Below are 13,811 nucleotides of genomic sequence, written 5' to 3'. Positions count from 1 at the left end.
ACCTCTCACCATGAAAATAACGTTATCTCCAACAGTGGCAGAAATGTCACCCGGCGAACAACGCACTATCCGACGTGCCCTGAACCTGCTGGCAAAACAGTTGCGGGAGCCGGGTGTCGCATTTACCTCCACCCACGTGACCCGCGACTGGCTGCGCCTGCATCTGACCGGGCTCGAGCGCGAAGTCTTCATCGTGCTGTGGCTCGACAATCAAAACCGTCTGCTGGCTCAAGAGACGTTGTTTACTGGCACTATCAACAGTACTACCGTTCACCCGCGTGAGTTGGTGAAGTCGGCCATGAAGCACAATGCGGCGAGTGCCGTACTGGCGCACAACCATCCGTCCCAGTTGGCCGAGCCCAGTCAGGCCGATCGACAGATCACCGACAGGCTGGTCAACGCGCTGGGCCTGGTTGATGTGAGAGTGCTGGATCATCTGGTTGTGGGTGGTCTGGATATCGTGTCATTTGCTGAACGCGGCTGGTTACTAAATTAATGAAACATCATGGGCTAACCTACCTGCATATTGATGCTCTGGGCGATATGTTGCCCGGTTTCGCCACGTTCGACTGGTGAGACAAAACGTACATCAAACTAAGTGGTAACACTGCTCGTCTCCTGACGTAATCCCGCATTATCCATATTGAGAACATCCCCATGAAACCACGACCCACCCCACAGGGCGCATTGCCCGTGCCCGTTATTTATCAACAACTGCTCGCTTTCCTGCTGGAGCATCACTACGGCCTGAGCCTCAACGATACGCCCTATCACGATGAACAGGCGATTGCACAACAGATTGAACAAGGGATTTCAGTCGGCGACACCATAAACACACTGGTTGAGAAATATGCATTAGTGCGAATTGGTCGTAACGGGTTCAGCGCACTGGCGCAAGACCCGATGTTGAGCAAGGGCGATATCGTGCGGGCTCGCCAGGCTGCTGGCTTGTGGCGTGCACATTTTCCGCCCACCTTGCTGCACCCAACCGAACCCCTCAATCCTATTCCACAGAGTCCGTTAACATGAATAACCACATGACTACTTCCCCAACATGGGGCCTGAAACGTGACATTACGCCACGTTTGGGAGCCAGGCTGGTACAGGAGGGAACACACCTGCACTTTCTGAGTGACAGAGCCAATATTGTCGGCACCTTTTCCCCTCAAACCACTCAGTCTCTTGATGTGGCATTCCCCGCGCTGATAACCAAACTGGAGTCGCAGCTGCTGTCCGGGGCGCTGGATCCACGCCGTCAGCAAGGCATTACGGTTCGGCATGGAGAATTTGTCTGTGAAGCGGATACGCTGGGCAGTCACGGTTATGTCTATATCGCGGTGTATCAGGAACTGTCTTGAACGGCAGATTCTGGCACCTAAAACATCCCTCTTCCTCGACGCCAACAACAATCGTTGGCGTTTTGCTTTTATGGAGTTCCTACGATGTCTACTTCACTCAACGCAGTTATCGACGAGCCGCAGGTTCTAACCGGCCACACCGATGTGATTTGCTCCACCAGCATTGAACGTATCATCACCGCACGTAATACCGCACTGGTGCAGATTGACGCGCTTATCCACCAGCTTGAGGATATTTCAGCCATTACCAGCAGCATCGGCGGCGGAATTGCAAAGGACTGGGCCATGCGGCAAGACTTCCGTACTGGCTGCTGGTTCATGGAGAAAGCAGAAACAGCCATGAAAGTGATTACCTGCAATCTCGATCGTGGTATATGGCGAGACCTGATGAAAAAATCAGGGATGCTGAGCCTGATGGATGCCCAAGCCCGTGACCAGTGGTACAGAAACCTTGAGGGAGATAATATTCCTGCCGTCAGCGAAGCCAACATACTCAGTACCTTTGAGCAACTTCACCAGCAGAAAGACGAGGTATTTGAACGCGGCGTCATCAATTTATTCAAAGGGTTGTCTTGGCACTATAAAACCAATAGCCCATGCCGATTTGGTAAAAAGCTGATCATCAGCAATCTGGTCAGTTGCAACCAATGGGGCTTTACCCTGAACCAGGGTTACCGGCGAGACCAGTTGGCAGACCTAGAGCGCATGTTGCACTTGCTGGACGGTAAAGCGATCCCAGACAACCGGGGCGATGTGACAAGCCGGTTGTCTGAGCATATTCACGCCAATTCGCACATGGCAAAGGACTATCAAGATGATTACTTTTTGATAAAGTACTTCATGAAAGGTTCTGCACATCTGACGTTTAGGAAGCCTGAGTTGATTGACAAGATGAATGGCATTATCGCCAAACACTATCCGGGGATGTTAGCAGAGAGGAGTTAATCCTTCAGACGATGACTTGTCGGTAAAAAATAGTATAATCTTGAGTCTTGGGCTCTTATCAACAATAGTTTGAAATGGCTCAATTTTTGTACGAAATGGTGTTTGTGGGTACAAGTGCGGGTACAAGCTCTTAGTGTTAAAAATAAATAATATTGATATCAGTAGGTTGTATGATATTAGCGAGTCCGGCCTTCGCACCATTAGTATGTAAAGAGACATCTACGGACGTCTTTTTTATGTCTAAAATCCAGTTCCTGCGAGGTGCTTCTTGCTTTTTCTCGCCACATAAATTCTAACCTCACGAGCATCCATTGTTACACTTCTGATAATGATAAAACCTTGTAAATTAGTGCTATCTTACGGTTAATTAATCAGCCAATAAGACGGTGAAAAGCATTGATGCCGATTCGAGGAGTGAAATGTGTATTTGAATAAGATTGATTTATGTCCGGCAGGGCCAATCCAAGCAAGGTTAGGTAGTGGGTTATTTTCAATTTTCATTCTGCTGCTTTCTGGGCCGATGCTCTATTCAGTTAATCTGCATGCGGCACAATCCCTTTCTCAGAATAACTTACAGGCTAAATCTGGCGATATTATTCAAATCAAACTCAGTGAGTTGCATCCGACCCAAATTGCAGTCGGTAAACTCCAGATTGCGGGCGAGTTGGCTGATTATGCCCACGATTCTAAGCGTCTATTCAATGAGTTATGTAAAGTTCAAGGCGCCGGGAAGCTGGCTGAAATGAATGCATCATCAACACCAAAAGATCCCTCCTCATATAGGTGTAAACTGGCTATTGGCACTAAAAAAACGGATATAAACACGGTCGATATTGGGCCAACGGGGAAGCTTTATCTGACTGATGGGCATCATGCATTTAACAGTTTTTGGGATATGCCCGGTGGCGGTGCTGATGTGACTTTAAGTGTCCTGGTGGGGCAGAATGTCAGCCGTGACAGCAACGGAAAGGCGCTGACTCAAGCTCAGTTCGAACAAAAGATGACTGAACTTAAACACTTTCTTCCTATTGATGCAGAGGGAAAACCAATCACTTTCTCTCAATTGCCTAATACCCTAGGCATGAGTGGTTTTCAGGACGATCCGTATCGCTCAATGCTTTATTATTTACGCGGTATCTCTTACGATAAGTCAGATAAAAATCTCAATCCTGAAACCGGTAAGCCTTATCCGGCAATTCCTTTCCTCGAGTTTTATTGGGGCCAGCTATTACAGAGCAAAATGGATTTAAAACATTATAACCTGCACAAGCAGGATGATTATATCAAGGCGCTGAAAGATGCAGCAGCATTGATGGTCAATGTACCTAAGCAACAGCTAATAGGGCATTCCGGCCAAACGGCGGCAGCTTTAGGCCAGATGAATAGCATTGATGAAAAGCGTTTAAATAAGTTGGCGAAACCAGATTCTAAATTGGCTAAAGCACTTGAATATCAGGCCAACCATTAAGTTTGCTGAGAATAATAGGGTTCGGCAAAGTATCTCGATAGCTGCCAATCGAGATACTTTTCTGAAGAAAAAGACTCATATCATTAACTGAGGGTCTTGCTGACAAAAGTCGGCCAGATGATCAATTAGAGCCCGTACTCTGGCCGGAACGTACCGTTGCTGCGACCATACTGCATAAATTTCCCGGGGGGCACCCTGCCACTCCGGTAATATTCTGACCAGTTCGCCGCGCTGGAGTGGGTTATGGCACAAACTTAATGGGCAGAACAGGATCCCTAATCCGGCGAGTGCCGCCTGTAACGCCAGATAAATGCCGTTCACACACAATTTCCCCTGTGGTTGCCAGCGCACGGTCTCTCCATTCTGGTTGTGTTGTATCACCCAGGTTGATAATGGCGCACTGATCACCAAATCGCGTAGCCTCAGCTCATCCATAGATTCAGGAATGCCGTTTTTTGCCAAGTAATCAGGTGAGGCGACCAACAGGATTTCCTTGCTTTGCCCCAATTTTCGCATATTGAGTAATGAATCCGGCTGAGCGCCCACGCGGATCGCCACGTCAGCGCCGCTACCAATCAAATCCTGCGTGTAATTGCTCAGCTCCAACTCGAGCCGAACTTCGGGGTAGCGCGTCAAAAATGATAGCCAGGCAGGAGCCAGATTGTCATTGGCTAAATCCGCCGGAGCCAATATCCGGATCAGGCCACTGATCTGATGCAATGTCACGTCCAGCTTTGCTGTTGCTTGCTGTAAAGAATGCACCAGCGGGCGACACTGTTCGTAATATTGCCAACCTTCACTCGTCGGCGTCATGCGCCGGGCGCTGCGATGCAGCAAGCGACAACCTAAATGTTGCTCTAACTTCTGTAAGCGGCGCGTCAGTGTCGAAGCCGGAATCGCGGCTTTCTCCGCTGCTGCCCGCAAACTTCCTGTTTCTACAATGCTCACAAATAGGGCTAATTCATCCAGCATAATTTCATTTTTGGAATTTAAGATTGAATTTATCAATCTAGTTTCATTAATCAGCTTTGTCTAGAATTTCTCACTGATTGTTTTGAACGCATTTTTCCAAGGCCATGCCTCTGACCGAGATGGAAAGCTCGCCTGATTATAAACATCACATTTATCTCAATAGGAAATACCCATATGCAAAGTTATCGTTTCAAACAGTTTGGCAATCTTGAACACTTAGAGCTTCAACAGGAAGATATGCCGATACCTGAGGCCAGAGAAGTGCTCATTCGGGTGCGTGCCACCTCGCTGAATTATCGCGATCTGGCCATTATGCATGGTGAATACACCTTACCGTCCAGCCCAGGGTATATTCCGCTATCCGATGCCGCCGGTGAAGTGATTCAAGTTGGTAAGCGGGTTGAGCGTTTTAAGGTCGGCGATCGGGTGGTGAATACCTTTATGCCTCGCTGGTTTGGTGGTGCTTTTCAAGCTTCAGCATACGATGAACTTTATGGTAGTGACCGCGACGGATGGCTAACTGAATATAAAGTGGTGAGTGAGGAATCGCTATTATCACTACCCGACTATCTCAGCTTCGAGCAGGGAGCAACACTTCCCTGTGCGGCAGTGACCGCGTGGGCGGCATTGAACGGCGACAGGCCGGTTAAAGCGGGTGAGACGGTGTTAACCTTAGGTTCTGGTGGCGTTTCACTGTTTGCTATCCAGCTCGCAAAAGCAATGGGAGCAAGGGTTATCGGCACCACCTCGAGTGAAGCTAAAAGCGCACAGTTGAAAGCACTGGGTGCTGATGAAGTCATCAATTATGTTCAACATCCTGAATGGAGTGAGGAAGTTCTGCGCTTAACTGCTGGGCAAGGGGTTAATCGGGTGGTCGAGGTCGGTGGCCCTGGAACGCTGAATCAGTCCATTCGCTCTATCTGCATTGGTGGTGAGCTGGCGCTGATCGGCTTTGTCGCGCGGGATGCAGTGGCAATAGATTTCTTCAGCCTGTTTAAAAGTGCAGCCCGTTTTCGGACGATCAGTGTGGGCTCACGTGAAGATTTCGAACAAATGAATCGGGCGTTAGTGCAGCATAAAATTATACCCGTCATTGATAGCGTTTTTCCTTTTGCCGAAGCTAAACAGGCCTGGCAGCGTTTTGATTCACGCCAGCATGTAGGGAAAATCGTTATCAGTCATTAGCCACGAGCATCCTCTGGTAAACTCAATTATTGAGCTAGATAATGTTTATAATTCAATTAATTGGAATTAACTAGAGAGTATGATTTCTGCATGCTAAATATGAAAATAAAGTCACCGTAAGGTGGCTTTTTTTAGCTCTTACTCCGCAAAATTCATTCTTGGCTAAAGAGTCAATATTAAGTAATAAACTTAATGGATTAGAAGAGAGATGAGCGGCTCCCCCTATGGCAAGTGACTCTTGCTCTGTGGGTGGAGCCGTAAATTATGGATAGATTTCCCCGATGAGGCCCTGGTGAGGCAATATCAGCATTTGCAGACAGAGCAAGAAAGAAAGATTACCATTACAAAGCGCATTGGTATTTTTTAGCTCCGTCACAATAAATATAAACACTTGGGATGGTGACGGGAACGGGTGAAAACCACTCTTGTAACACTTTAAGGAAAATGATATTACAAGCAGTTGTGCTCAATGTTTTAATTACTGAAATAGGAAGGTATGTTCCGAAAATGAATATCAACGTTACCGATAAACCAAACCCACAGGATGAAGAGTTCGTTATTGATGGTCTTTGGGCTCACAATGATAAAACACAGCCGGTAGATATTCACCCGCTGTTCTTAACCGTGACGGATAATGACGGCAAAATCGTGGCGGGATTAGTTGCCAGAACTTGGTGGGGTGGGCTTGAAATTCAGTATCTTTGGGTCAGTGACGAATATCGTAAAAGCGGTTATGGCCGTCAGCTAATGGAAAAAGCTGAAGAAGAAGCTTTGAAGCGTGAGTGTCACATGGCTTATGTAGATACTTTCGATTTTCAGGCCAAAGGATTTTATGAAAAATTAGGCTATCGTGCATATGGCAATTTAGGCGGGTATGCCAAAAAGCATACGCGACACTATCTGGCAAAAGAAATTTAACCCATTCTTCATCGGCGAGGTTGCCATGGATTTGCCCGATAAAAATAATGAAATTTATTTCAAGGGCCTTATTGCTATGATGGAACACTTAAGTGAACCATGGGGCATTAAAGATCTGCACTCCCGCCATATTTATATGAATAAGGCCGCTTACCTCTATACCAATACACCCTTGGATTTTGAGGTTGAGGGGAAGATGGACCATGATTTTCCAGGAGATTGGACTGAATTTTCTCTCGACCTGATAGAGCACGATAAACAGACAGAGGAATCACAGGATCGGGTGACAGTGATAGAAACCCACTATTGGTATGGGAAAAATACTCTGACTCCGTATATCAGCGAGAAACTTCCTGTCTATAACGATAGAAAAGAAGTTATTGGAGTGATGTGGAATGCTAAGCCACTTAATACCTTATCCCCACTAAAATATATCAATCAACAAAAACCCAGTATTCTGACAACTGAAATTAATAACAGTATTTTCACTCGAGCTGAGCTTGATGTTATATTTTTAATGTTGCAAAGATTCTCTGTTAAAGAGATTGCAAAGATATATAACATCAGCACTAAAACGATAGAAAACAGAATATATACAATTTATCAGAAAGCTGATGTCCACACGCTGCAACAGTTTGAAGAGTTTTGCAAACTTGCGCATTTGGATAATTATATTCCTGATCGCCTGGTGGCAAAAGGAATCCAATTTATCTGAACAATAAGCTATTTGAACAACAAGGCACACCTCATCGTGATCAAAATTGAAGATTATCCATTAAGCCGGGTACCACAAGATAAAAGAGTTTCATTTCTAAGTGTCGCTATTGTTCATATGGGTATGCTGACCGCGCTAGATCAATTTATGCTCGGCGCTGTGCTCGGTAATTCTATGACGCTGACTGATGCGTTTACCGCCATTCTTATCGGCAGCATTATATTCGGTGTGGTGACTTATGGTTTAGGGCTGGCGGGGATGCGCGAAGGGATTTCCGGCAGTTTACTGGCCCGTTGGTGTGGTTTTGGTCGCTTGGGATCGGTACTGATTGGGATTGTTGTGGCGGTCAGTTTGCTGGGTTGGTTTGGCATTCAAAACGCTATTTTTGCCAAATCACTCGATTTCGCCCTTGGTCATAAACTGGGATTCGGATTAGCGGCTGCGCTATCGGGGAGCTTATTGACCATCTTGGTTGCTTTTGGTTTTAAGGCATTGCGTATTGCGGCGCGAATTGCCGTGCCGATGTTTATTTTATTGGTAGCTTATATCTCCATTAGCACATTATCTGGCCATAATTTGAATGAAATCATTCAGTTGATCCCGCCGGGTGAATCTTTGTCTATCAGCGCGGGGATTACTATCGTGGTTGGGGGGGCTATTGTGGCCAGCCTGATGACACCTGACCTGACGCGTTATTCCAAAAATGGCAAACATGTTCTTGGTGTAACGATTTTCACCATTGTTGCGGGCGAGTTTGTGGTTAATGGGTTGGCCATCCTGATTGCGAAAACCTTGGGGACGGCAGATGTCGTGACGATCATGTCTCAAGCCGCAGGTGGCGCAGGTTTGCTGGTCGTGGTGTTCTCTACCTTAAGGGTGAATGACCTTAATTTGTACTCTTCTTCACTCGGTATTGTTAATGCGGTCGAGGGGTTAACGGGCAAAAAACTGAAATATATATCCACCACACTGGTTATTGGTGTGCTGGGGACGACATTATCAGTGCTGGGGATACTCGACCGGTTTGTCGATTTCCTGACGGTGCTCGGCGTAGTCTTCCCACCGATTATTGGCATCATGCTGGTGGATTATTATATATTGCGCACCCATCGCAAAATTCTGGATAAGACCCGGCAGGAAGGGAAATTACCTGATGACGCACAAACTCCGGTTATTGGCTGGGTCGCGATTATTGCCAGTATAGTCGGCAGTATTGTTGGATTGGTGACCGAGTGGGGGATTCCAACCATCAACTCACTGGTTGCTGCCAGCTTTATCTATTGGGCGTTCAAAGTGGCGGTTAGCCGTAATCAAAAACCACTTGAGTCGAAAGAAACGGTTTAATGTTGCGGTGAATAATACAAATCCTCCCCTCGACGTGCGGGGGAGGGCTTTAGTAATAATCAATTAATGATATTATTTACAATTCTTAATTGCGGCTCGTCTGACTGATACTTCTTTCCACTATCGCCACAATTAACTCAAATAGTTCAGATTTCGCCTGTTCAGCAGTAATCTCGCCGCTGGCGGCAGAATAGGACAAACCTTCTGCCGCTCCTAATAACGCCCACAAACTGGCATCTGAAATCACACTCTCTTTTGTATAGGGGGCGAGTATATTGCGGCAGCTGTGAATATACGTTTTGGAGTATTCGCGCTTCATGTCATCAAGCTCTGGCGTGCCCTTCAATGCCGCGATCACACCGGGTATTTCCTGCCCCTGAGTCAGCACACAATCAATATACGAGGAGGCCATCACAGTGGCGATGGCAGTGAGCGTCGGCTCACATTGTGCAATAGCATCATTCATCCGCGCATTTTGGCGGCGATCAAAATCTTGATAAAGTTCGGCGAAAAGCCCGGCTCGGGTACCGAAATGGTCATAAACCACCGGTTTGGTGACACCAGCCCGTTCCGCGAGCCGGCCCAGAGTCAGGGCTTCAGTGCCTTCTTCGCGCACCAGTTGCCATGCCGTCGCCATGAGCTGTTGATAACGTTCCTCGCGTGAAAGGCGAAGCCGGGGCGATGAAATCTCATTGTTTTTGCTAGTTGACATAATTATATACCAAAGGTAACTTACCAACAGTAACTTACTAATGGTATATAGATTACGCTAGCAACTTAATAATGGCAATCAGGAGCCAGACTATGCATTCACTTATTGTTACTTCACATCCGCTTCATCAATCACTGACTAACAGCGTGGCACGGCAAGTCGCGGCCGGGTTGATGGCATCGGATTCTGCGCACACTTATGAGATTGCGGACATTGCCACAGAAGGTTTTGATCCAAGATTTACCGCGGTAGATATTGCCGCTTTTAATCGACAAGCTTCGCTACCCGATGATGTGCTGGCCGAGCAGCAAAGAATCGAGCGGGCCGATGCGCTAGTGCTGGTATTCCCGATCTATTGGTGGTCGATGCCCGCTTTATTAAAGGGATGGATAGATCGCGTGTTTTCCAATGGCTGGGCCTATGATGATGCCGGAGAACTGGTCAAAAAGCTGACGCATTTGCCCGTGCATATCATCGGAGTGGGAGCGGCACAGAATAAAACTTATATCAATCATGGCTTTGCCGACGCTATGAAAACGCAGATTGAGCATGGTATTTTCGATTTCTGTGGTGCGCCGGTGAGGAGCTCAACCATGTTATTGCTGCCCGATTTAGGTGGCCCTGAATCGGTACTTGAGGCTGCATATCATATTGGCTCGAATATATTTTCCTGCGAGATGGCGGTAGGGTGATGGTTTTACTCAAGATTTAATGATCCCACTTCCCTCCTTTTAATGCTGGGAAGAGGAATCCTCTTGGTTTCACTTATTTTATTGGTACTGTTTTTCGAGGCTTTTTAGGTTTTAGATAACGTGAGGGCCAGATCTCCGCTGGCTCAACTTCCAGTACCGCCGCAATCAATTTTTCGCCTTTCGGCCAATGACGCAACAACGTATTCGCCAGTGTCGAAGAGGCCAGCCCTGACTCTCGCGAAAGCGCCGCCATTGTCGTGCCGCGCTTTTTCAACGCCGCAATAATATCTGCCGGATGCCAGTCTTGTTTATCCATAACGTTTATCTCTCCATGTGATGTGTTTTGGTGATTATCTGGCACATGTAAAAATAGCCCAAAACAGGATATTTGGGGGAGCTAAGCTAAGATTTAGTGTTAGATACTTGATACATATCATGGTTGTATAAAAACATTAATGTATCTTGAGGTGAGAAGTGAATTTTCATTTTTCTTTTATAAATATAACTATTTTTTATTAAGGATTATAATCTTGAAACTTGAATATGGTAACAGAAAACCTTTCTTATTATTTGATTCAGAAGATAATTTTTTTGAGGCGCTAGGTTTTCTTGCTAAAGCAGTTGCGTTGGGAATATGCAGAATTACACTTGAAAACAATCATGAGCAAGGAGCATGGGGTCCAGAATATAGAATTAATATTTACAATCATGATGTTCTTTTTAGAAAATATTATAAAAATAAAGTTACTGCCGGAAATAAAGGATGTATAGGGAGAATAAATTGTAATGAATATATGATATTTATCGTTGAAAATCATCAATTCACTATTAATGGAAATGTTAATATTAATAATATCCGTGGGACCGTACCACTAAGTGGGATAGTTTCCTTTGATACCGGTGTAAATAACGCTGGATAATATTTATCTCCAGACCTTCTCAAACCATTCTTCTTGATGTAGAATGGTTTGATTCGTGGTTTATAGGTAGAATGTGGCGTGCTCAATTATATAAGTTTATTTAGCTCTGCAGGAATAGGTTGCTACGGTCTTAAAAGCGCAGGTTTTAACTGTGTTGCAACGGCCGAGCTTCTTGAGAAAAGACTTAATATTCAAAGATATAATAATAAATGCAAGTATGAGACAGGGTATATATCAGGAGATCTTACTGATCCCGTTGTACATAAAAAACTTTATGATGAGATTAACTCATTTAAAGATAAAGAAAAAATATCTGATTTGGATCTGGTAATTGCTACACCTCCTTGTCAAGGCATGAGTGTTGCTAATCATAAGAAAAACCACGAATTAGTGCGTAATTCATTGGTTGTAGAGTCAATTAAAATTGTCAGGGAGTTACAACCTAAGTTCTTTATTTTTGAGAATGTAAGTGCATTTATGAAGTCTATTTGTACCGACATTGATGGTGTAAATAAATCAATTGGTGAAGCAATAGATTTGAACTTAAATTCCTCACACTATATTCAAAGTAAAGTTATAAATTTAAAAAATTATGGTTCAAATTCAAGTAGAACACGTACAATAGTTATTGGTGTAAGAAGAGATCAAAAGGAAATAATCCCGTTAGATTTATTCCCTGATTTTATTCAAGAGAAGATGTTATCAGAAGTTATTGGGATGTTACCTCGCTTGAAACATATGGGGGAGTTCGCTCCAGACGATATTTATCATTCTTTTAGACCTTACAAGGAGTCAATGTATCCTTGGATTGCAGCTACGCCCTATGGCAAAAGTGCATTTGATAATCAATCTGACGAGCTTAAACCCCATAAAATAATCGATGGAAAGTTAGTCGTAAACCAAAGTAAAAATGGGGATAAGTACCAACGCCAGCTATGGGATAAGGTTGGGCCCTGTATACATACTAGAAATGACTGCCTTCCAAGTCAAAATACAGTACATCCAGAGGATCATCGAGTTTTCAGTATCAGAGAGCTAATGTTACTGATGACTATTCCAGCTTCATTTAAATGGGTCGAAGATAAAGAGTTGCCATCTAACTCTGCACCTTTTTGTGATAAAGAAAAGTTCAGGAAAAAGTACGAATTTAATATCCGGCAGTGTATTGGTGAAGCGATCCCGACCCAAGTTATTACAAATATAGCGAACAAAATAAAATTTTTTAGTAAAAGGAAGATTCTTTCTAGTAAAAATATTCACGAAATAATAAATCAATATAATCTAACTAATATGGATAACCTTATTACTTTCGTTAAAGGTAATTGGGATGTTATAAATAGAGAGGATATTTATAAGATTTGTGAACTGTCAAATGCTGAAAGGTTAGAGACAGCAGCATTTTATACTTCGAAAGATATTTGTTTTTCTGTATTAGAAAAACTCCCTGATTTTAAAAAAGATACTATTAGAATTTTGGAGCCATCGGTTGGTGTTGGTAATTTTTTACCAATTTTAGCTAAAAGATATGAAGAGAAAAAAATAATAATAGACTGTATTGATATTAATCCTGAATCGCTAGCTTTATGCAGGCTGTTATCTGAAAAATTCATATCTGGTAATATTATCATAAACTATATAGAAAGTGATTTTCTTTTATATGATAGATTCCCTCAGGAAAAATATGATTTAGTCATTGGCAACCCTCCTTACATGAAAGTTATAGAAAAGGAAAAGCTTTTTCTATATCAAAGTAATGCTGAAAATAAAAGCACATCGAATATTTTTTCATTTTTTGTAGAAAAAGCCATTTCTTTGGGGTGTTTTGTATCTCTTATTGTTCCTAAAGCATTATTAAATTCACCAGAGTATGAAATAACAAGAAATAAAATAAGCAGATATAACCTTTTACATATCAATGATTATAACGAAAAAGCATTTGATGTAAAAATTGAGACTATCTCATTCTTATTAGAAACAAATGGTAAAATAAATAAAGAAAATAGGGTTTCGATAACATCATATTTAAGAAAAACTTATTTCTATCAATATCAAGAATATATTGTTAATACTCCATTTTCATCATGGCTATTATATAGGGATAGCCATTTCGATAATGTATCTAGTACATTAATATTTGGTAAATTTAAAGTTTTCAGAGATAGGCAATTGACACAAAAAAACACCATTACTTCGGGTAAATATCGGGTGATAAAATCTAGGAATATAGCTAATGGGAAAATCATAAATATAGAGGGCTATGATAGATATGTAAATGAGCTTACTGGTCTGTCTGTAGCGAAATTTCTAAATACGAGTGTGATTTTGGTGCCAAATTTAACTTATAATCCGAGAGCTGCTAGGTTACCTGAAAATTGTATTGCCGATGGTTCAGCAGCAATTTTGTATGGTGATTATGAAGTTAGTGATGATGATATACTCTATTTCTCAAGTGAGGAGTTTAATGATTTTTATAGAGTTGCTAGAAACTATGGAACTCGTTCCATGAACATTGATAGTGTTTCAGTTTGCTATTTTGGTATAAAAAAATAATTATATTTAGGTGAGATTTTATCTCACCTAAA

Annotated in this window: 15 protein-coding genes; 12 read left to right on the top strand and 3 right to left on the bottom strand. The window is 43.4% G+C overall.

Features of this window, described 5'->3' with window-relative positions:
* The first annotated feature begins 10 nt into the window (after positions 1 to 10).
* The 5 genes from radC to DX162_RS03340 all read left to right on the top strand — a co-directional run bounded on the left by radC (position 11) and on the right by DX162_RS03340 (position 3,771).
* The gene (gene radC, locus DX162_RS03365) at positions 11 to 496 is read left to right on the top strand and encodes a RadC family protein (protein ID WP_004389306.1); all 486 of its coding nucleotides are present in this window, start codon (positions 11 to 13) and stop codon (positions 494 to 496) included.
* A gap of 161 nt (positions 497 to 657) precedes the next feature.
* Positions 658 to 1,029, top strand: coding sequence for a TA system toxin CbtA family protein (locus DX162_RS03360; RefSeq protein WP_004389308.1), 372 nt, complete (start codon positions 658 to 660; stop codon positions 1,027 to 1,029).
* Positions 1,026 to 1,358 carry a type IV toxin-antitoxin system YeeU family antitoxin gene (locus DX162_RS03355; protein ID WP_032819317.1) on the top strand — a complete coding sequence of 111 codons (333 nt, stop codon included), beginning with the start codon at positions 1,026 to 1,028 and terminating at the stop codon, positions 1,356 to 1,358. Before DX162_RS03360 ends, DX162_RS03355 begins: the two co-directional genes overlap by 4 nt.
* 84 nt (positions 1,359 to 1,442) lie before the next feature.
* On the top strand, positions 1,443 to 2,303 hold the full coding sequence (locus tag DX162_RS03350; RefSeq protein WP_004389310.1) for a DUF4942 domain-containing protein: 861 nt from the start codon (positions 1,443 to 1,445) through the stop codon (positions 2,301 to 2,303).
* 421 nt (positions 2,304 to 2,724) lie between these two features.
* Positions 2,725 to 3,771 (top strand): ParB/Srx family N-terminal domain-containing protein, encoded by a 1,047-nt coding sequence (locus DX162_RS03340; RefSeq protein WP_004389311.1) that lies wholly within the window; start codon positions 2,725 to 2,727, stop codon positions 3,769 to 3,771.
* A gap of 75 nt (positions 3,772 to 3,846) precedes the next feature.
* On the opposite strand, the gene DX162_RS03335 is transcribed toward DX162_RS03340, so the two are convergent.
* Complete coding sequence (locus tag DX162_RS03335) at positions 3,847 to 4,743, bottom strand: LysR family transcriptional regulator (protein ID WP_004389312.1); 897 nt, start codon at positions 4,741 to 4,743, stop codon at positions 3,847 to 3,849.
* Between the two features lie 174 nt (positions 4,744 to 4,917).
* Here DX162_RS03335 and DX162_RS03330 point away from each other — a divergent pair, with 174 nt between their 5' ends.
* From DX162_RS03330 to DX162_RS03315, 4 genes are all read left to right on the top strand, one after another.
* The gene (locus DX162_RS03330) at positions 4,918 to 5,928 is read left to right on the top strand and encodes a zinc-dependent alcohol dehydrogenase family protein (protein WP_004389313.1); all 1,011 of its coding nucleotides are present in this window, start codon (positions 4,918 to 4,920) and stop codon (positions 5,926 to 5,928) included.
* Between the two features lie 507 nt (positions 5,929 to 6,435).
* Positions 6,436 to 6,846: a GNAT family N-acetyltransferase gene (locus tag DX162_RS03325; protein ID WP_004389314.1), complete on the top strand. Its 411-nt coding sequence runs from the start codon at positions 6,436 to 6,438 to the stop codon at positions 6,844 to 6,846.
* A 25-nt stretch (positions 6,847 to 6,871) separates the two neighbouring features.
* A complete protein-coding gene (locus tag DX162_RS03320; RefSeq protein WP_004389315.1) occupies positions 6,872 to 7,561 on the top strand; it encodes a helix-turn-helix transcriptional regulator in 690 nt (229 codons plus the stop codon).
* A 36-nt stretch (positions 7,562 to 7,597) separates the two neighbouring features.
* Positions 7,598 to 8,905 carry a cytosine permease gene (locus DX162_RS03315; protein WP_115155836.1) on the top strand — a complete coding sequence of 436 codons (1,308 nt, stop codon included), beginning with the start codon at positions 7,598 to 7,600 and terminating at the stop codon, positions 8,903 to 8,905.
* Between the two features lie 85 nt (positions 8,906 to 8,990).
* Here the strand turns inward: DX162_RS03315 and DX162_RS03310 are convergent, their stop codons facing one another.
* Complete coding sequence (locus tag DX162_RS03310; RefSeq protein WP_004389318.1) at positions 8,991 to 9,542, bottom strand: TetR/AcrR family transcriptional regulator; 552 nt, start codon at positions 9,540 to 9,542, stop codon at positions 8,991 to 8,993.
* 167 nt (positions 9,543 to 9,709) lie between these two features.
* Between DX162_RS03310 and DX162_RS03305 the strand changes: the two genes are divergently transcribed.
* Positions 9,710 to 10,309, top strand: a complete 600-nt coding sequence (locus DX162_RS03305; protein WP_004389319.1) for an NAD(P)H-dependent oxidoreductase — start codon at positions 9,710 to 9,712, stop codon at positions 10,307 to 10,309.
* Between the two features lie 73 nt (positions 10,310 to 10,382).
* Here DX162_RS03305 and DX162_RS03300 read toward each other — a convergent pair whose 3' ends face one another.
* On the bottom strand, positions 10,383 to 10,625 hold the full coding sequence (locus tag DX162_RS03300) for a helix-turn-helix domain-containing protein (protein WP_004389320.1): 243 nt from the start codon (positions 10,623 to 10,625) through the stop codon (positions 10,383 to 10,385).
* Between the two features lie 214 nt (positions 10,626 to 10,839).
* Between DX162_RS03300 and DX162_RS03295 the strand changes: the two genes are divergently transcribed.
* Both DX162_RS03295 and DX162_RS03290 read left to right on the top strand, forming a co-directional pair.
* Positions 10,840 to 11,229, top strand: coding sequence for a hypothetical protein (locus tag DX162_RS03295; protein WP_004389321.1), 390 nt, complete (start codon positions 10,840 to 10,842; stop codon positions 11,227 to 11,229).
* Between the two features lie 78 nt (positions 11,230 to 11,307).
* On the top strand, positions 11,308 to 13,779 hold the full coding sequence (locus DX162_RS03290) for a DNA cytosine methyltransferase (RefSeq protein WP_098081002.1): 2,472 nt from the start codon (positions 11,308 to 11,310) through the stop codon (positions 13,777 to 13,779).
* The last annotated feature ends 32 nt before the right edge of the window (positions 13,780 to 13,811 follow it).

It is taken from the genome of Yersinia kristensenii (genome assembly GCF_900460525.1).
Lineage (GTDB): Bacteria > Pseudomonadota > Gammaproteobacteria > Enterobacterales > Enterobacteriaceae > Yersinia > Yersinia kristensenii.
The sequence above is the reverse complement of the archived record's forward strand: the minus strand, read 5'-3'. Positions and strand labels throughout refer to the sequence as shown.